The organism is Mucilaginibacter sp. P5_A4, assembly GCF_056400605.1.
Genome location: NZ_JBFUKX010000058.1, coordinates 13,749 through 33,452, shown reverse-complemented (window position 1 = coordinate 33,452; position 19,704 = coordinate 13,749). Strand labels below are relative to the sequence as shown.

Sequence of the window (19,704 nt, the reverse complement as noted above, 5' to 3'; positions counted from 1 at the left end):
GTTAATCTCTTTAAAACTTTATTTTAAAATCGGGGTTTATGGAAATAAAAATTAGAGATTTGTCTTGAAACCTAAATAGGTGTAACCCACATTCTATTGATATGATATCTACGTTCTACATGAAATTCCAAAAAAGCACTTATCTGTTAATGTTATTTATGCAATTTTATATAACAGTTAATGCGCAAAAAACTACATCAAAAACTCATAAGGATGAGGTGGATTTTGTAAATCCGTTAATAGGTACCGCTATCACCGGCTTTGCCAAAGGTTTGGATGGCGGCGGCACAATGCCCTGTGTAAACGTACCTTTTGCCATGACTAATTTTGTTGCGCAAACCGGCGAAAGTAAAATGGGCCGCATGTGCTATCAATACGAGGATAAATCGGTAATTGGTTTGCTGGCCACCCACCAGCCCACCGTTTGGATGGGCGATTATGGCTATATTTCCATTATGCCGCAAACTGGTAACCTGCGTGTTTTACCTAAAGAACGTAAATTATCATACGATCATAAAGACGAAATTACCAAACCATACTACTATTCGGTAAAGTTAAAGACAGATGGCAACAAGAAGATAAAAGCCGAAATTGCGGGCGCCAATACCTGTGGAATGTTCCGTTTTACCTTTCCCGCTGCGGAAAAAGCTCACTTAATAATCCAGGGCATTAACCTTAATCCCGAACTTACCGATTGGGCTAATGATTATAAACCCAGGTTGAAAAAATTAAAGGGCTATGTGTATGTAGATACCATCAATAACGAAATAACCGGCTATAATCCCGACAGGCAATCGTCCCAAATTGGCCCCGAGCTTAAAAACTTTAAAGGGTACTTTATTATCAAATTTGATAAACAGATTCGGAAATATGGTACGTGGGATAAAAGCATCATTAAAAAAGGCAGTAAAGAGCAGTATGGAACCCGCATGGGCGCTTTTATTTCCTTTAAAACCATTTCCAATACGGTAATAAAAGTTGCTGTAGCTACTTCTTTTATCAGTATTGACCAGGCGCGTAATAACCTTAAGAAAGAAATTCCGGATTGGGATTTTGATAAGGTAGTTAAGGATACCCGCGATAACTGGCAGCAGCAGCTAAAAGTAGTACAGGTTAATGGTATAACCAACGAGCAAAAAACTATTTTTTATACCGCGCTTTACCATACGTTGTTATTTCCGAGACAGTTTTCTGAATATGGCAGGTATTACAGCGCCTTTGACGATAAAGTTCACCATGGCGTTTCATATAACGACTATTCTCTTTGGGATACTTTTCGTGCTTTGCATCCATTGTTGATATTAACCCAGCCCGAGCGTGTAAATGGGATGGTGAAATCACTATTGCAGATGTACCAGGAAGGCGGCTGGATGCCCATGTGGCCAAACCCAACCTATACTAATATTATGATAGGCACCCATGCCGATGCTGTGGTGGCTGATGCCTATATAAAGGGTTTTCGGGGTTATAGTACCAAATTAGCTTATGAAGCTTTGCATAAAGATGCTTTTGAGGCCCCCGATGGTGATACCCAAAAGAAATGGGGCGATCGTGACCTGTGGACAAGCTTTGAAGCAAGGGGAGGGCTTACTTACTACCATAAATTGGGTTTTATCCCGGTTGATAAGGTGAAGGAATCGGTTTCGCGCACTATTGAATATGGCATCGATGATTATTGTGTAGCGCAATTGGCGAAAGCTTTAGGGAAAACGGATGATTATAAACAATTAATAACCTGGAGCGAAAACTACAAGAATGTGTATAACGCTGCCACCGGTTTTATGGCACCCCGTAATTCAAACGGACAATGGTCGGCAAAGCCGGACAGCGGCTTTACCGAAGGTACAAAATGGACCTACACCTTTGGCGCCATGCATGATATACCGGGCATGATAACCCTTATGGGCGGCGAAAAACCTTTTGCCGATAAACTTATCCATAACTTTAATGATGGCCATTACAGGGCCGATAATGAGCCCGGGCATCACTATATTTACCTGTTTAATTACTGCGGTATGCCCTGGAAGGCCCAGGAACTGGTAAGGCAGCATACAGGTTGGCAAAATTTCAGGAATGCACCGGCAGGCATTAATGGAAATGACGATTGCGGACAAACATCAGCCTGGTATATTTTTAGTGTGATGGGTTTTTACCCGGTTACTCCGGCATCAGGTATGTATAGTATTGGTGCGCCCCAGTTCCCTTATATAGCGTTAGACTTACAAAACGGTAATAAGCTGGTTATTAAAGCCACTGATCTATCGGCACAAAACAAATATGTAAAAGAAGTTACGTTTGATGGTCAGCCTATCAAAAATCATATGATATCCCATGAACAGATTAGTCATGGAGGTACGCTGGCGTTTAAAATGACGAGCATACCGCAGAAAGATTGATTAAAAAATTCTTAAGGATTGGTAATTAAAGCGCAGTTGATGCCCTCACCATCAACTGCGATGGCAAAACTATTTCCTTACCCGTTTCAACGTACTTGCCCGATAAATGATCAAACAACAGTTGAGCCGCTTGCTTACCCATTTCATAGGCCGGTTGCAGAATAGTGGTAAGCGGCGGGTTCAAAATAGGGGCGGTGATCTGGTTGGTAAAGCAAGCCACTTTAACGTCCCGCGGGATGTTAAGCTTCATTTCATCACAGGCCAGGTATATCGAGGTGGCTAAATGCTCCACAGTTGCAATAATACCATYGGGTTTTACGCGGGCTATATGATCTTTGATGACTGCAATGTTTTCGTTGTTGTATTTATTGGAGCAGGTAATCAAGCTTGATTTTTCCGGGTCGATACCACGTTCTGATAATGCTTTTCGATATCCCTCTTCCCGGGCTGATAGGATAGAAGGATATCCTTTTATAGTAACCAGCGAAATGTTTTTACACCCGGCATCCAATAAATGGTTTGTGGCTGTATACGCGCTGTTTAAATCGTCGGTAGTAATTTTTACGGATTTAATATCATCAAAAACCCTGTCGAAAAACACAATCGGGATGCCTGCTTCCTGTAGGGTTTTAATATGCGCCGTATCCTCTGTATTGCTGGCAACAGACATTATTACGCCATCAACCCGCCCGCTGGCCAGTTCGCCAAACATATAGGCTTCACGTTCATAACTATCATGGGTAAGGTAAATTAATGTATGGTATTTTTTTACAGCTACAACACTCTCTATACCGTTAATAGCCTGGCTAAAAAAGCTATCGGCAATTTCAGGGATAATGATGGCAATGGTGTTGCTGGCTTTTTTACGGAGGCTGCTGGCATACGGATTTGGTACGTAGTGTAATTTACGGGCTGCTTCAATTACCTTCAATTTGGTTTCGGGGCCAATATCATGGCTATCTCTCAGGGCTTTGGATACCGTAGCGATAGATACGTTTAACACTTTGGCAAGTGCCTTCATATTTACTTTATCACTTTTAAAATCATCGGCCATGGGTGCTAATTTAGATTATTTGAGATAGAAAACAGTGCTAATTTAGTTAAACGTTTAAGCAAATAAATTAACCGTTTTTAATAAATGTGATGTTTTAAATAAAGAAATTTGGATAACATAGTCGCAAGGGATTGTTTACCAATTGCATTTCCTTTTAAATTACAACATTATGAGCAAGCTAAGCGAAACACCAAACCAGGGCCCTTTAAGTTCAATTGATGAATGGGAAGATGATATTTTAGATCGTTATCCCGATGCTGATTCTATTGCCGCCGGGCGCGATACAGAAGCTTATCGCAATTACGAAGCCAATTTAAAAGATACCGTAAGGGAGTTTTACCGCTTACAGCATATCAATCAAACCTATGATTTTGTGCTGCAGAAAAAGGAGCAGTACTTAAAGTTTGATAAAAAAGAAATGTCGGTTTGGGATGCCTTTGATTTTCTGAATCAACTGGTTGACGACTCCGATCCCGATACGGATCTTGACCAGTTACAGCACCTGCTGCAAACATCAGAAGCTATCCGTGCCGATGGCAGGCCAGACTGGATGGTACTTACCGGTTTATTCCATGACCTTGGGAAAGTATTGTGCCTGTTTGGCGAGCCACAATGGGCTGTAGTGGGCGATAGTTATCCCGTAGGTTGCGCTTTTTCTGATAAGATCATATTCTCAGAATATTTTAAGGATAACAAGGATCATCATGATCCGCGTTATAATTCCAAATACGGTATTTATGAACCTAATTGTGGTTTAGATAATGTGCACATGACCTGGGGCCACGATGAATATATTTACCACATGATGAAGCCTTATCTGCCCGAGCAGGCTTTGTATATGCTGCGTTATCATTCTTTTTACCCGCAACACCGGGAGAATGCTTATAGTCACCTGATGACCGCGCATGACCACCAGTTGTTTAAGGCAGTGAACCAGTTTAATCCATATGACCTGTACAGTAAAAGCCCGGTACCTCCAAACTGGACCGAACTACGCCCTTACTACGAAGACCTGGTGGCCAAATATCTGCCGTCAACGTTGAAGTTTTAAGTAGCTGAAGTAACTAGCCCCTCTAAATGTCCCCCCGCCGTTTGGCGGGGAGACTTTTTGACCTTCGGTTTTTTTTTAATCTCCCCCTTCCGGCGAGGGTTGGATGGGACTTTTTGCTTCGTGCTTTGCAATGCGGGTTTGTTTATTTTTACATATGGATGTTTCAGGTGTTTCGTTGTCTTGAAACACATAGAGCTGTATTGCTGACATTTAATGCGATGCAAAACATTGCCAATCCGTTTTATTTTATAGATTTGAAAAATCAACCGGGCCTAACCTAAATCCTGGTTGCAAACAATAAACATGCTGAATCACATTTCCATAGGCGATCTTATCGTATTCTTTGTATATTTTATATTGGTATCGGTTTACGGGTACCTGGTTTACCGCAGCAAAAAAAACGAAACCAATTCCAGTTCGCACAGTTTTTTCCTGGCCGAGGGTACCCTTACCTGGTGGGCCATTGGTGCATCTATCATCGCATCCAACATCTCTGCCGAGCAATTTATAGGGATGAGCGGCGATGGTTTTTTTGCCGGGATAGCTGTAGCTGTTTACGAATGGGTAGGGGCCGCCGCGCTTATTATTGTAGCGGTGTTTTTTATGCCGGTATACCTCAAAAATAAAATATACACTATGCCGCAATTTCTTAAAGACAGGTATAACAGTGGTGTGGCTTTGGTAATGTCGATATTCTGGTTATTCTTATACGTTTTTGTTAACCTTACGGCCATTTTGTACTTAGGTGCCCTGGCTATTAACAGTTTGCTGGGCGGGCAGTACCTGCACGAGATTATGATCGGCTTAGCCATATTTGGTGTCGTTATTGCCCTGGGGGGGATGCAGGTAGTGGGTTATACCGATGTTGTACAGGTTGCTGTGCTCATCGTTGGCGGGCTTGCCATTACTTACCTATCGCTTACTATTGTAAGCGATAAATTTGGTTTCGGGCAAAACGCGCTTACCGGTTTAAAACTAATCCTGAAAGATTCTCCCGATCATTTCCATCTTATTTTCAAAAAACCTGCACATGGTTCATCGATAGAAACTGTAAGTAAATATTTGATCCTGCCAGGTTTTGCGATGTATGCCGGCGGGCAATGGATCAGCAACCTTAATTACTGGGGATGTAACCAATATATCACGCAGCGTGCCCTGGGGGCAAACCTGCATACCGCCCGTACAGGTATCCTGTTTGCCAGTTTGCTCAAGATACTGATGCCGGTTATTGTGATGCTGCCGGGTATAGTTGCCTTTGTTTTATACAAGCACGGTCATTTACCAATGCTGATCAATGGTAGTAAGGATGGCGCTTATTCGGCTATACTATCCTTTTTACCTTCGGGATTAAAGGGCTTGTCGTTAGCCGTGTTAACGGCGGCCATTGTAGCATCTATAGCCGGTAAGGTAAACAGTATTGCTACCATTTTTACGCTCGATGTTTATAAAAACTACATGAGCACCAAAGCCACCGAACGCAATATGGTTTGGGTAGGTAGGCTTGCCATAGTTGTGAGTTTAGTTGTAGCCGTTGCCTTTACCTGGAATGATATGCTGGGTATCAGCGGTGAAGGGGGCTATACCTTTGTTCAAAAATATTCCAGCTTTGTAAGTCCCGGGGTTTTAGCCACATTTCTGTTAGGTATGTTCTGGAAACGTACAACAGGGGAGGCCGCCATCGTAGGCATATTAACAGGCTTTGCAGCATCGGTATTTTTTAACCAGTTTGCCGTTAAAGTTTTCGGACCGGAAACCTGGCTTTACACGGCATTTCCAAATGCATCCGGCCAATTTGAAATACCTTTTTTCATATCGCTCAGTTGGTCGTTCCTTACCACATTCATCGTGATGGTTGCAACAAGCTTAGCCGGGCCAATGGTGAGTGCAAAAGCTATCCAGGTTGATAAAAGTATGTTTAAACTGAAGCCATCATCGGTGGTACTTATCGCAGTGATCCTGTTATTCTTATCAGCAATTTATGTAAGGTTTTGGTAGGGTAGATTGACCGGGTTATGAATTGGCGCGAAGGTTTACGGGAAAGGTGTTACTGTACCAAACTACGACAGAAATTAACACCCTTCGGCTTATAATAAAAGTACTGCAGATTTAAGCGGTGTTCTAATATTTTGGCGTCGGGGGCTTCGGATATTTAGAAGTTAAATGAAATATGTACATGCACTATGTACAACTAATAGGTTGCGATAGGCGGTAGGATAGTAGTAGCTTAATATTTAAGCTGCTTAAAGTTTTTCTATTTCCTCAGCCGAAAGCCGGGTGAATTTTTCGATCTGTGCAACCGGCAAGCCATCCTTTTTCATTTCGCGGGCAATATCTTTCTTGACTTTTTTCTCGCCTTTTCTTTCACCTTTCTTTTCGCCTTTTTTTTCAGCTCTGTCTAATAAAAATTCTTCGATACCCATGGTGGTGCTCCTTTTGTGTTAAAATTTATAGTGATTGGTTTAAGTCCCATTTATTGTGAATCGGTATGCTGTAAAGAATGGGCTGTTTTTTAGATGTTGATAGCATCTTTGACTAAAGATTTTCTATTTCTTCCGCCGAAAGCCGGGTGAGTTTTTCGATCTGTGCAACAGGCAGGCCATCTTTTTTCATTTCGCGGGCAATAGTAAGAGCTTCTTCTTTTCTGCCTTTTATTTCGCCTTTTTTCTCGCCTTTTCTTTCACCTTTCTTTTCGCCTTTTTTCTCACYTTTTTTTTCAGCTCTGTCTAATAAAAGTTCTTCGATACCCATGGTGGTGCTCCTTTCTGTTAAAATTTCTACCTGTTGTTCAAATTTAGTGTTTATCTCCTGATTTTCAAAGCGTATATAATACCTTAAAAAATTCATCAGCACCCTTATTTTTTCCTTCGCTATCTTCTTGGCCAACAATAACTTGGTGAGGTTAAGTTTTAAGTTCAATAGCAACACATCACGTTCCATGCTGCTTTTTACCTCTTTACCAGTAAGCGCGGCCTTTGCTGTAAGCACAACCAACGCAAATGGGTTGTCGCTTGCTTGCAGCGCTTCATCGCTTTGGCTGGTTATTTTGTAGGTATTAAACGTATAACACAAACTGGTACCCATAAAGTCTATCGCAAAATGATCCGGCCGTTCTTTTGCACTGGTTTCGGTAAATATGGCGTAAGCTACTATGGGTTTTTGATATTTATCCAGTATCCTGTAAAAATAGGTGTACATGCGACTGGCAAAATCTTTTTGATATTGGGCCTGCACTTCCACATGTACCAAAATCCATTCCTCTTTGCCCGTTTTGGTAAATACTTTAACCAGCTTATCGATAACTCTTGGCGAATACTCATCATTTTCTGGCGGGAAGACCTGCTCCAATTCTTTATCCAGGAATTCAAAACCCTGGTCAAGGTCAAATACGGTATCGGCTTCGGGATTTACAAACCGCAAAAAATCGTCAAAAACATCTTCAAGTATCCCTTTCCAAAGAATGTCGTCTTTTCTTCTCATTAAACCTTAATAGAAAATTATGTTTGATTAAAAAGCTCAAATTGATTAAAGCTATTGTGCTTTATATAAAAGATGGCAAAGTAAATTAAACAACAAAAGCCCGAACTTTAAAATCCGGGCTTTTGTTGTAATTAAGAAATTATTTAAACCGCATCGGATAGCGAAGTAAAAGTAAAATCACGGATTCGCATGGGTGGTATCATTGCGTTTTGGGTTGATTCCCCGCTCACTGTACGCTCCGGTTTGCCCAATGCATCCAGGTTATTCAGCATAATAACCGGGCTTTCGTTAAACCTCAGGTTTTTGATAGCGAATTTGATCTGGCCATTCTCGATATAAAAAGTACCGTCCCGGGTAAGCCCGGTATATAGCAACGTTTGCGGGTCAACCGGGCGGATATACCATAGCCGGGTTACCAATATTCCTTTTTCGGTTCCTTTAATTAACTCCTCCAGCGTAGCACTGCCGCCATCCATAATGATGCTATCAGGCGATGGGGTTGCTTTTACGCCCTGTTTTTGAGCCCAGTAGCGGGAGTAATTCAGATTTTTAACAACACCTTTCTCTATCCAGGTGATCTTCTCCTGCGGCCTCCCATCGCCGGTCCAGCTGCTGGTAGGCAGATCGGGGTGAGATGGATCTGAATAGATATTCACCCTTTCATCAACCATTTTTTCGCCAAGCTTTGTTTTGCCACCTGGTTTGCTTAAAAAGCTTCGGCCTTCATCGGCACTGCGGGCATCCAGGCCGCCATATAATTGCTCAAGCAACACTATACCTGCAGCTGGTTCCAGTATCACTGTATATTTACCCGGTTCAATAGCTTTGGCGCCTTTTGAACCTGCAGCTTTTTGAGCTGCTATTTTGGTGGATGCCAATGTATCAAGTTTACTTACGTCATTATACCCTTTGGTTGAGTAGCCAGATCCGGTACCATCCTCAGAACGCAGTGTTACCGAGAAATTGATATCAGTTGATGTATTGTAAGCAAAAAGCCCATGCGAATTCATCATAGAATTAAAGCCTGCACTGTTCTGCAAAAAACCGGCAGCTATCAATTTATTGTCTTTGGCTATTTTTAGGCTCGCATCAACCATATCCGTACGCTGAGCCGGGGTAACGCCAGCTGTTTCGGGCACAAAGGTTTTTGAACGTGGCGCATAAGTTTGCGGCCCTAAAAAGGATACAAACTCAGGGTTTTCAGGTGCCAGCTGTGCCAGTTCTTCTGACAGGCGTACAGCTTTTTCAACCGAGGCATCATCATATTCATTAGTGGTAACCACCCCCAGTTTTTTACCAAATGCCGATGAGATAATCATACTGGTTTGACTAAGGGCACCGCTGGTTGAAACGGTATTACGGGCATATCTGATATTGCCGGAGTCTGATCCGCCAAAATTAATTTCACATTCATTGGCTTTAGAGTAGCTGAGCGCTTTTTTTAATATTGCGCGGCATTCATCTTCACTTAATATGGCCATAGTATTTTAAATTTTTCTTGCTGTGTTAATAACGTTAACCCCTTTGAACAGGGCAGTTGATGAACCATGAGATACGGCGCTGGCCTGCATAGGCTGGCCCTTACCATCAAAGAAAGATCCGCCTAACCGGTAATCTTTCTGATCGCAAACGGCCGCGCATGAATTCCAGAACTCCTGCGTGTTTGATTGATAGGCTACATCATTCAACATACCTGCTATTTTACCGTTCTTAATCTCGAAATAAAGCTGGCCGCTAAACTGAAAGTTGTAGCGCTGCTGATCAATAGAGAAAGAGCTGTCGCCAATAATATAAATACCTTTTTCTACATTTTTGATCATATCATTTAAACCCATTGGGGTTTTACCCGGCTGCAAAGAGATATTGGGCATACGCTGAAACTGTACATCCTGCCAGCTTTGGGAGTAGCAGCATCCCTGCGATTCTTTTAAGCCGATAATATGCGCCTGGTCGCGAATAGCCTGGTAGTTAACAAGGGTGCCATCTTTAATCACATCCCATTTTTTGGCCTCAACACCCTCATCATCATAACCAACAGCCCCCAGTGAGCCGGGTTGTGTTTTATCGGCAACAATATTTACATTTTTACTGCCGAAATTGAACTTGCCCGATTGCCATTTATCTAGAGTGAGAAAACTTGTGCCTGCAAAGTTGGCCTCGTAACCTAAAACGCGGTCGAGCTCAGTAGGGTGACCAACAGATTCGTGGATAGTTAACCATAAGTGACTTGGATCAAGCACCAGATCATACTTACCGGCTTCAACCGATTTTGCTTTCAATTTCTGCTCTGCCTGGGTAGCAGCAGCCCGTGCATCCTCAATCATATCATAGCGATCACGGTATAAGGTGGTTACGCCCTTTATCTTGTCGCTTTCACGGGGGATCAAATACTCATAACCCATACCACGCGGTGCGCTTAACGCCTGGCGGGTTTCAAACTTGCCGGTTTTTGAATCTATTTTGGTAACCGCGAAAGTAGGCCAAATTCTGTGGATATCCTGATCGATGTAGGAACCATCTGTAGAGGCAAAGTATTTTTGCTCGTTAACCAAAAATAGTATGGAGTTTACATAATTGGCGCCGCCTTTCATGGCTGCGTCATTTACAGAAAGCAACAGGTCGGTTTTTTCCTTCATGGGCACCTCAAAAGCATTGCGTTCTATTGGTGTTTTCCAGCTTACTTCTCCCTGGCCTTTTTGGGCTATCAATTGCACCGGGTCTGTTTGGATGCGGGCATTCTCCTTAGCTATAGCTACAGCAAGCTCGGTAGCTTTGGCTATGCTATCATTATCCAGCTTGTCTGTAGCGGCAAAGCCCCAGCAACCGTTGGCAATAACGCGAATCCCCATTCCGTATGATTGGGTATCAACTATATTTTCTACTTTGTTTTCGCGGGTAACTACAAACTGGTTAAGGTACCGGCCTATGCGTACATCGGTATAAGTTGCACCCTTAGATCGGGCCGCATTTAATGCCACATCAGCCATTCGTTTTTTCAATGCCACGTCTACCGGGCTCAGATCCTGTCCGGGTAAAACGGGCGAACCGAAAACAGGGATCCTGCTAAGCATGGATGCACTAATGCCCATTCCGGTGAGGTATAGGAAATCTTTTCTTTTCAAGGTCAGTCAGTATTAAGTCCTAAATATAATGAGTCAGGTTTGAATTTTATGCAGGATAAAAAATATAATTTATTTATTACATCTGCGGCTCAAAATAATAAGTGGGTAATTACCGGCCAATTTTCCTTACAACATCAGTTTTAGCGGGTTATAAGTATCAATAATTCAGCGCATACATAATAATATTCACCCCGAATTTGGTATTATCTTCTGCCAGGAAGCGTTTGTTCCTGAAATCATAATCCCATTCGCAGCCATAATCTTTACTGCTGTATAAAACGGCTATACGGCCGTTAATTTCAATGGCTTTAAGATAATCGTGTACAAGGTCATCGCCCCAGCCGTTAAGCTCAAAGCTTGTTGTAGGCGGGCCTTTGTCAAAAGAGAAGAAGGAGTGATATATTTTATGGTTATTGGGGATCTTTTTCAGCGCTGCCGGGCCAAAGAGGGCTGTCATTTGCGCCTCGAATGATTTGGCAAACAGCCCGTCGATGTCATGGTTGCAATCATCAACAAATATGAAACCGCCGTTCTCCGTATATTTTTTAAAGTTCGCCCTTTCCCTGGTATCAAATTGCACCAGTTTATGGCCGCTTAAATAGCAAAACGGGTATTGAAATATATCATCGCTGCTTAGTGGAATTACTTTTTCCTGCTGTTCGATGGGGACGGTAGTATATTCCAGTAAAGAGTTAAGCAGGTTTGATGGCATGCGCTGATCGGTATCCCAATCGCCGGAATGGTAACTTAACCTGGTAAACGTAAATTTTCCGCTGAATGCCATTTTGTTTAAAAAGCTTAAAAGTAGTACAATATTTTATGCTGAAATTACTTTTGTTTGCTTAGTTTGTAAAGTTTTAGATACTTTATTTAATTTTTAATAAAAAATAATGGTAATTACTCAAAAGGGTAATATATTGTGACAGTACTTTAAATACGTATTAAAAGTTGGAACTGACCGAAAATAATATAAAAGCTCTGCTTGCCAGGTTACCGCAGTTAAAAAGCGAGATACAAAAGGTAATTGTGGGGCAGGATGCCATATTGGATGAGCTGCTGGTTGCTTTTTTAGCCGGAGGGCATTGTTTATTGGAGGGTGTACCTGGCCTGGCCAAAACACTCATTGTAAAAACCATGTCGCAGGCGCTGCACCTGGCGTTCAGGCGGATCCAGTTTACCCCCGATCTGATGCCAACGGATATCATTGGTACCGAAATATTGGAAGAAGACCATGCTACCGGCAAACGCTTCTTTAAATTTAATAAAGGACCGCTGTTTGCCAATATTATACTGGCCGATGAAATTAACCGCACCCCACCCAAAACGCAGGCTGCCTTGTTAGAAGCCATGCAGGAGTTTGAAGTAACCTATGGCGGGCAAACTTACCCCTTAGATAAACCATTTTTTATTCTTGCAACTCAAAATCCTATTGAGCAGGCGGGCACTTACCCCTTGCCGGAAGCCCAGTTGGACCGTTTTTTATTACTGATAAAAATTGGCTACCCAACCGAGCAGGAAGAATTTGAAGTATTGAATAGAACCACGGGTATAAAAAAGGCGGATGTTAAAGCTGTAATTACTGCCGAAGAAATTATACAGGCCCAGGCATTGGTGAGGCAGGTAACCATAAGCGAAGACCTGGTAAAATATGTTAGCCAGTTGATCCGCGCTACGCGCCCCGATACTACAACGGTAAACTATATAAAAGAATGGGTGCGCTGGGGCGCAGGCCCAAGGGCAGGGCAGGCACTGATATTAACGGCAAAGGCACGAGCATTGTTAAAAGGCAGGTATTCGGTTTTGATGGAAGATATTCACGCCATGGCCCCGGCTGTTTTAAGGCACCGCATCCTGATGAATTTTAAGGCCGAAGCCGAGAATATAACATCAGATAAAGTGACGGCCGAGCTGATAACAACAATAACCCGGCCGAAGGCGCTTTAATACAAGTCATAGAAAGGGAAAGACGTTTTAAAAGGTTTGTCATCCTGAACGCAGTGAAGGATCTATTCGCAGACTATACAGGGCGAAGAAGCACGGCGAATAATAGATGCTTCACTCCTTTCAGCATGACAAAAGGCTTATTTTGCAAATATGTTATGGGTAGGAACGAAGCAATGACGTTGGCTTGGTAATACCTGTTCAGACAAAAATAAATCCGAAATCGAACATCCGATATCCGAAATCAAAAAATGCAGCTTGATCCTAAAGTATTAATGACCATTAAGGATTTGCCATTACTGGCGAAAACGGTTATTGATGGCTTTATGAATGGTTTTAATAAAAGCAAAGTGAAAGGACCCGGACTGGAATTTAGCCAGTACCGCAGTTATCAGCCCGGTGATGACCTGCGTTGGCTGGACTGGCGTATGTTTGCCCGAAGTGACAGGTATTATATCCGCGAATCAGAAATTGAAACCAGTATTTCGGTAAGGTTCCTGGTAGATGCCAGTGCATCTATGAATCATGATGACAATGGCATCAAAAAGATAGACTATGCACGTTTCCTGGCTGCGTCATTGGCCTGGTTGTCGAATTTACAGGGTGATTCAGTTGGTTTATACGTTTTCCAGGATGGTGGATTGTTTTCATTAGCTTCCAAACCAGATCCGCAGCATTTACAGCGCCTGTTTTATCATTTACAACAGGTGAAGCCAGCCGGTACTTTTACACAAGCTATTCACTATAAGCAACTATTCGCCGGAGATGGCCGTAAGGAATTGCTGGTGTTTATTACTGATATGTATCAGCGGGAAGGCGAAATCAGTAAATTATTAGATTCATTATCAGCCCTTAAACATGAGGTAGTAGTTTTCCACCTTATGGGCCAAAACGAACTTGATTTTAATTTTGGAGGATTTGCTACACTGGAAGATTTGGAAACCGGGGAAACTATCGAAATAAATGCACAGCAGGAAGTTGAGTATAAAGAAAAGCTGAAGGCACATTTAGAGGGTATCAGGATGCAATTATTAGGTAAGCATGTTTATTACCGGATGCTCAGTACCGCGCAGCCGTTAGATGAAGCACTGCGCGATTTTTTAACACAACGAAATAAAAGCAAATTTTAAATTATAAACCATAGCAATGGGTTTCAAACCAATCGCTATGGTTTATAAAGCTATAAAGTAATACTCATTTTATAAATGCAGTTTTTAAATTCCATATGGTTGTTTGCCATTGCCGCGATAAGTATCCCGGTAGTGATACACCTGTGGAATATAAGGCCGGGAAAAACTTTAAAGGTCGGGAGTATCGCCCTGGTAACCGCGGCAGCGCAAAAGAGCAGCCGGAGTTTTAAGCTGAATAATGTGTTGCTATTTATATTGCGATGCCTGTTTTTGATGATCCTGGCATTTTTATTAGCGGCTCCCTTTTGGCAACGTTACCAGGCGTTAACCAAAGCCAAAGGGTGGGTACTCATTCCCAGGGAGAATCTGAAAGAAACCTATACAAAGTTCAATATTTCTTTAGATTCTTTATATAAAATTGGTTTTGAATTTCATTTTTTTAATACAAACTTCGATAAATTTGAACTAAATAAAGCGCTGAACGATAGTTTGTTAGGTGGTAAACCCGGTGCTGAAAATTACTGGAACCTGGTGGCAAAATTAAACAAAAAGCTGCCCGCAACCGTTCCGGTTTATTTGCTCACCCCAAACCAGGTAAAGCACTTTACCGGCAGCAGACCGTCTGTATCACTCAACCTTCATTGGCAAACGTATACAGCTGCCGATTCGGTGAATACCTGGATTCAAAGCGCCTGGTTCACCAATAATAATTCCATCAAAGTTGTTGAGGGAAACAGCAGGCCATCTGGCACTTATTTTACAAGCTATATTATCCAATCAGAAGGTGATCCAAAATCTCCGTTTACTGTGGATGTTAATCATGGCAAGCCGGTTGTCAGTCTAAAAAGCGCTCCGGGAAAACTTACGCCAATTGATACAACTACCTTATGGATAGCTATTTATAACGACAGATATAGTGCAGATGCATCATATTTAAATGCTGCCTTACAGGCTGTTGCCAATTTTACCCAACGTAAAATTGTTATTAAGCAATATAGTGGCCCTGGGCAGATACCCGCAAAACAGGCTTGGATTTTTTGGTTATCCGGTAAACCTATCGATACAAATACCCTGAAGAAATCGGCGTATGTATTAGATTATCAACAAGGTAAAATAAGTACCGAATCCTCGTCTATTAAAACCATGAGCAGTTTTGCTTTAGCAGAACAAGAGGGAGCCCCGGCAATTTATAAACTGGTTAAAAATGAAACGCTAAGCGGCCAATCAATTTGGGTTGATGGTTATGGCAACCCAATTTTAACGCAGGAACAAAGTAAAAAAACAATCCAATACCACTTTTATTCCCGCTTCAACCCTGCCTGGAATGACCTGGTTTGGAGTGATAGTTTTCCGAAGCTGTTATTGAATTTTATTTTATATAACGCTGATAATGAATTGGTAAATGAGCATAATCTGGCAAAAGTAGATCATCAGCAAATGATGCCAGATATAATTTCGTCGGCAAAAAACGTAGATAATAACAAGGTAACTGTGCAAACAGATCTGTCACACTATTTCTGGCTGGTACTGGTTGCCATATTCTTTGTTGAAAGATGGTTGGCCCATAAAAATAAGCTGGTATTAAAGAATGAGTAACCAAGCAGGCATAAATAAAATAAACACGATACGCAGGTGGTATATTAGTTATCAGCTACTTGCCGATGTGCTTTTTGCTGCCGCTATATCGCTAATCGTATTTGTTTTACTAAGTTATACTTTGGGGGTACAAATTCTTTGGATAATGCCTATATTTGTAGTAAGCCTCTTGGTTTTACTATTTATCCATAAATCATGGACAACCAAAACCACTTCCATATCCAACTTTCTTGATCAACAATATCCCGAACTTGAAGAAAGCTGCGGACTGGTTTTGAAATCATCTGGCGAATTGAATATGCTGGAAACCTTACAGTTACAAAAGGTTGAAACTCATTTAAAAGATATTCCCCAATGGCACAATTCGTTTTTTAAACGGATTAAATTTGCTTCATTGTTAATGGTTTTCGCTTTGGGGATGGTTTGGTTAATAAACAAATCGGCCAAATCAAACAGCATTATAACTGCAAAAGGTTCTTCAACAGAAAAAGCTGCTGCCTCTGAAAAGGTATTACCGCAAATTTCTGCTGTTGAAGTGCTAATTAAACCGCCGGGCTATACTGGCAAACCCAACCGAAGCCAGGATAAGTTCACTTTAAATGTGGAAGATGGTGCGACCATAACCTGGAGAATATCAACTAATATAGCTGTAAAGCGAGTATCGTTTTTGTTTAATGATAAAGAGGTTATCACATTAAAAAGTTTAAACGCCGATAAAACCCGGTGGGAAACCCAAAAGCAAATTAACAAACCCGGTTTTTACCAGGTTAATGTGGATGGTAAGCTTTCCGATCTGTACCAGGTGCAGATTATAACAGATCAGCCGCCGGTTATCCGGATAAAGTCACCTAAGCAATACACCTACATAGATGCAGGTGAGGCCCAAAAAGTAAACATAGATGCCTCGATAAACGATGACTATGGGGTGGGCAATGCCCTCATTTTCGCTACACTAGCAAAGGGTAGCGGCGAGGCTGTTAAGTTTAAAGAATATAAGCTCGATTTTTCAACTTCTTTCAGTGGACATCAGCCTCAATACAACCTCCAAAAGCTGGTTAACCTGCCGGCTTTAAATATGGAACCAGGCGATGAGCTTTACTTTTACATACAGGCAACAGATACACACAGGCAGCAAAGCCGAACCGATGTGTACACTGTATCCATACAGGATACTGCCCAATTGTTAAGTATGGATGGTATGCTTAGCGGTGTAAATCAAAAGCCTGAATTTTTCAGAAGCGAGCGGCAGATCATTCTCGACACAGAAAAGCTATTAAAAGACAAGGATAGTATTACTACCGAAAAGTTTAACAATAGAAGTAATGATCTTGGGGTAGATCAAAAGCTGTTACGCCTGCGTTATGGAAAGTTCCTGGGTGAAGAATCTGAATCAGATATCAATCCTGCTGATGAGAAGAACGACCCTGTTGGCGATATTAACAACTACGGGAATGCAGCTGTTATATTAGATAAGTATACCGATAAGCACGATAATGCCGAGGATGCCCAGTTTTTTGATCCCGAATTAAAAAAACAACTAAAAGCAACCTTAACCGAAATGTGGAAAGCCGAACTGCAACTACGGCTGTATAAACCACAGGATGCGCTACCATTTGAGTACAAGGCATTGCGCTTATTAAAAGATTTACAGCAAAAATCAAGAATGTATGTAGCCAAAACTTCCTATAATCCCCCGCCGCTAAAATTAGAGAAGCGGCTAAGTGGCGATCTGTCGAAAATTAACCAACCGCTATATAAGCAGAATGTTAAACCGGGAACAGATGAGTTTGAAAACCTGAAACAAGCTGTGGCAATATTGGAGCAGCTAAAAGTTAAACAGCAAATTAGCAGCATCGATGAGCATATATTGGCCATGGCTAACCAGCAACTGAGCTTAAGAGCATCGGCACAGCCCGGTATTTATTTATCGGCCTTAAATGCTATGCGCCGGATCTTGTCCAAACAGGCAAGTGTTAAATTGTATGATATAGCTTTGGTTGAAAGGGCGATTCAAAAAACCTTATTACCGGTTCAGAAAACGCCGGTTTCAATGCAAGGCACTGTAGATATGGGTTTATCACAGCAGTATTATAAAAACCTTAACCGTTTAAACCGCTAATTTGCAAATGAACTGGAGCACCATTGTTATCGTCATTTGCATTTTACTGGCAGCTTTTGCAGTATGGAAGGAGTATACCCGTTTTAATAAAGCACATTTATTTCTGCGTATTACAGCGGTTATTGTAGTGATAGTTGCGCTGGCTTGCATTGTGTTACCGTTAACTTACCAGGCTGATACAAACAGACGGGATAGGGTTGAAGCTATTTTACTAACGGATGGTTTCAATACAGATAGTTTAAGCAGTTATAATAAAGAAGGGCTCTTTACTTTGGATAAAAGCATAGGCAAGGAGATTCGCAGGGCTGTTTTGCTAAATAGCGCTGATGATTTAGCCAATGATTCTAATATAACTCAATTACGTATTTTAGGCAATGGCTTAGATAAAGAAGATCTGCAGCAATTAGGTCATTTACCGGTTATATTTAATCCGGAGCCAATTAATGAGGGGATTACCGCCATAAGTTGGAATGAGAAATTAAGGGTGGGTGATGAGTTAACTATCCGGGGGAGTTTTAAAAATGTATCTGCAAAAAAGATAAAACTTATATTGAAAGGTTTAAGTACCGGGTTAGATTCGATGGTTATAGGGGCGGAAGCTACCGCGGGGTTTAATCTAAGTACTATCCCTAAAAATACAGGCAGGAATATCTATAATTTACTGGCAATTGCAGGAGCGGATGATACTATTGCAAAGGAAATTATCCCTGTGCAAATTGAACCGGCAAAACCTTTAAAAGTGCTGATGCTAACCGCATCGCCCGATTTTGAAACCAGGTTTTTAAAAAACTGGTTAGCCGGGCAAGGGCATGCCATTGCTGTTCGTTCTGCTATCAGCAAAAATAAATTCAACAAAGAGTTTATCAACCTGGAGCAGTTCCCGCTCGATCATCTTTCTGCTTCGGTGCTTGATAAGTTTGATGTATTGATAGGCGATCTATCGGTATTAAAGACGTTAAGTGGAGCAGAGACTGTTGCATTACAGCACGAGGTAACCCAAAATGGTTTGGGCGTGATTGTTAGGGCCGATAGTACTTTACGTTCAAATTCGTGGCTACAGCGCGATTTTCCTTCAGATCGGTTAGCTGTAAAAGATCCTATGCCGGTATCCCTTATGTTGCAAGGTAAAACCCAAAAATCTGCCAAATTAAGTGCTGGTTTAATTTACCTTGATAATCAAAATAATATGCAGCCCTTAGTAAGCGATGAGCATGGTCATATTTTAGCGGGTAGAACATTAGCCGGTGCCGGGAAACTTGTATTTACACCTTTAAATAACACATTTAGCTGGATGCTGAATGGCAATAAAACTGATTATTCAAACTTATGGTCGTTATTGATTATCAAAGCGGCGCGAAAAACTCCTGTAACCGAAACCTGGAATGTACTATCGGCAATACCTTCGTTATCAAACCCTGTCCAGTTGCAGTTGGAAAGCGCGGTAAATCCGTCGGCAATTAAAATAGGTGAGGCCGTAGTAGCTCCGCAACAAAATGATCTGATACCCTTTCAATGGAAAACTACTTATTGGCCTAAAAGTCCAGGCTGGCAGTCAGCAAAGCAGGTTAATGGCCTTTTAAATTGGTTTTATGTATTTAAAAGTGATGAATGGAAGAGCATCCGGGCGATAAAAAAGCAAGCTGATACAAAGGCATACACCGTTCAAAACGGGATTAATACTAATGTAACGAAACAGATACATGAAAAAGCCACTATTGCTGTAAGTAAAATATATTTTTATGTTTTGCTAATAATAGCCTGTGTGTTTTTGTGGGTGGAGGCTAAGTTTCTGTAACTATAAAATACAACTACTAAAAA

The 19,704-nt window shown here is 41.6% G+C and carries 14 protein-coding genes; 8 read left to right on the top strand and 6 right to left on the bottom strand.

What is annotated here, in order from left to right; all coding sequences use genetic code 11:
- Positions 1–101 precede the first annotated feature (101 nt).
- On the top strand, positions 102–2,396 hold the full coding sequence (locus AC1DQW_RS24400) for a GH92 family glycosyl hydrolase (protein WP_477456437.1): 2,295 nt from the start codon (positions 102–104) through the stop codon (positions 2,394–2,396).
- A 25-nt stretch (positions 2,397–2,421) separates the two neighbouring features.
- Here the strand turns inward: AC1DQW_RS24400 and AC1DQW_RS24395 are convergent, their stop codons facing one another.
- The gene (locus AC1DQW_RS24395; RefSeq protein ID WP_477456436.1) at positions 2,422–3,450 is read right to left on the bottom strand and encodes a LacI family DNA-binding transcriptional regulator; all 1,029 of its coding nucleotides are present in this window, start codon (positions 3,448–3,450) and stop codon (positions 2,422–2,424) included.
- 169 nt (positions 3,451–3,619) lie between these two features.
- On the opposite strand from AC1DQW_RS24395, the gene AC1DQW_RS24390 reads away from it, so the two are divergent.
- On the top strand, positions 3,620–4,501 hold the full coding sequence (locus AC1DQW_RS24390; RefSeq protein ID WP_477456435.1) for an inositol oxygenase family protein: 882 nt from the start codon (positions 3,620–3,622) through the stop codon (positions 4,499–4,501).
- A 303-nt stretch (positions 4,502–4,804) separates the two neighbouring features.
- Positions 4,805–6,496: a sodium:solute symporter family transporter gene (locus AC1DQW_RS24385; RefSeq protein ID WP_477456434.1), complete on the top strand. Its 1,692-nt coding sequence runs from the start codon at positions 4,805–4,807 to the stop codon at positions 6,494–6,496.
- Between the two features lie 245 nt (positions 6,497–6,741).
- On the opposite strand, the gene AC1DQW_RS24380 is transcribed toward AC1DQW_RS24385, so the two are convergent.
- The 5 genes from AC1DQW_RS24380 to AC1DQW_RS24360 form a co-directional block, all read right to left on the bottom strand.
- Positions 6,742–6,921 (bottom strand): hypothetical protein, encoded by a 180-nt coding sequence (locus AC1DQW_RS24380; protein WP_477456433.1) that lies wholly within the window; start codon positions 6,919–6,921, stop codon positions 6,742–6,744.
- Positions 6,922–7,033: 112 nt separating this feature from the next.
- The gene (locus tag AC1DQW_RS24375; protein ID WP_477456432.1) at positions 7,034–7,978 is read right to left on the bottom strand and encodes an Rpn family recombination-promoting nuclease/putative transposase; all 945 of its coding nucleotides are present in this window, start codon (positions 7,976–7,978) and stop codon (positions 7,034–7,036) included.
- A gap of 143 nt (positions 7,979–8,121) precedes the next feature.
- Complete coding sequence (locus AC1DQW_RS24370; protein WP_477456431.1) at positions 8,122–9,459, bottom strand: TldD/PmbA family protein; 1,338 nt, start codon at positions 9,457–9,459, stop codon at positions 8,122–8,124.
- Between the two features lie 6 nt (positions 9,460–9,465).
- The gene (locus AC1DQW_RS24365; RefSeq protein ID WP_477414171.1) at positions 9,466–11,100 is read right to left on the bottom strand and encodes a TldD/PmbA family protein; all 1,635 of its coding nucleotides are present in this window, start codon (positions 11,098–11,100) and stop codon (positions 9,466–9,468) included.
- Positions 11,101–11,257: 157 nt separating this feature from the next.
- Positions 11,258–11,884 carry a DUF4159 domain-containing protein gene (locus AC1DQW_RS24360; RefSeq protein WP_477456430.1) on the bottom strand — a complete coding sequence of 209 codons (627 nt, stop codon included), beginning with the start codon at positions 11,882–11,884 and terminating at the stop codon, positions 11,258–11,260.
- A 164-nt stretch (positions 11,885–12,048) separates the two neighbouring features.
- Here AC1DQW_RS24360 and AC1DQW_RS24355 point away from each other — a divergent pair, with 164 nt between their 5' ends.
- From AC1DQW_RS24355 to AC1DQW_RS24335, 5 genes are all read left to right on the top strand, one after another.
- Positions 12,049–13,044 carry an AAA family ATPase gene (locus AC1DQW_RS24355; RefSeq protein WP_477456429.1) on the top strand — a complete coding sequence of 332 codons (996 nt, stop codon included), beginning with the start codon at positions 12,049–12,051 and terminating at the stop codon, positions 13,042–13,044.
- A 248-nt stretch (positions 13,045–13,292) separates the two neighbouring features.
- Entirely contained in the window at positions 13,293–14,171 is an 879-nt protein-coding gene (locus AC1DQW_RS24350) for a DUF58 domain-containing protein (RefSeq protein WP_477456428.1), read from the top strand.
- Positions 14,172–14,246: 75 nt separating this feature from the next.
- A complete protein-coding gene (locus AC1DQW_RS24345; RefSeq protein WP_477456427.1) occupies positions 14,247–15,767 on the top strand; it encodes a BatA domain-containing protein in 1,521 nt (506 codons plus the stop codon).
- Entirely contained in the window at positions 15,760–17,886 is a 2,127-nt protein-coding gene (locus AC1DQW_RS24340) for a hypothetical protein (RefSeq protein ID WP_477456426.1), read from the top strand. The genes AC1DQW_RS24345 and AC1DQW_RS24340 overlap by 8 nt, the downstream gene beginning before the upstream one ends.
- A gap of 7 nt (positions 17,887–17,893) precedes the next feature.
- Complete coding sequence (locus tag AC1DQW_RS24335) at positions 17,894–19,681, top strand: hypothetical protein (protein WP_477456425.1); 1,788 nt, start codon at positions 17,894–17,896, stop codon at positions 19,679–19,681.
- Positions 19,682–19,704: the final 23 nt, after the last annotated feature.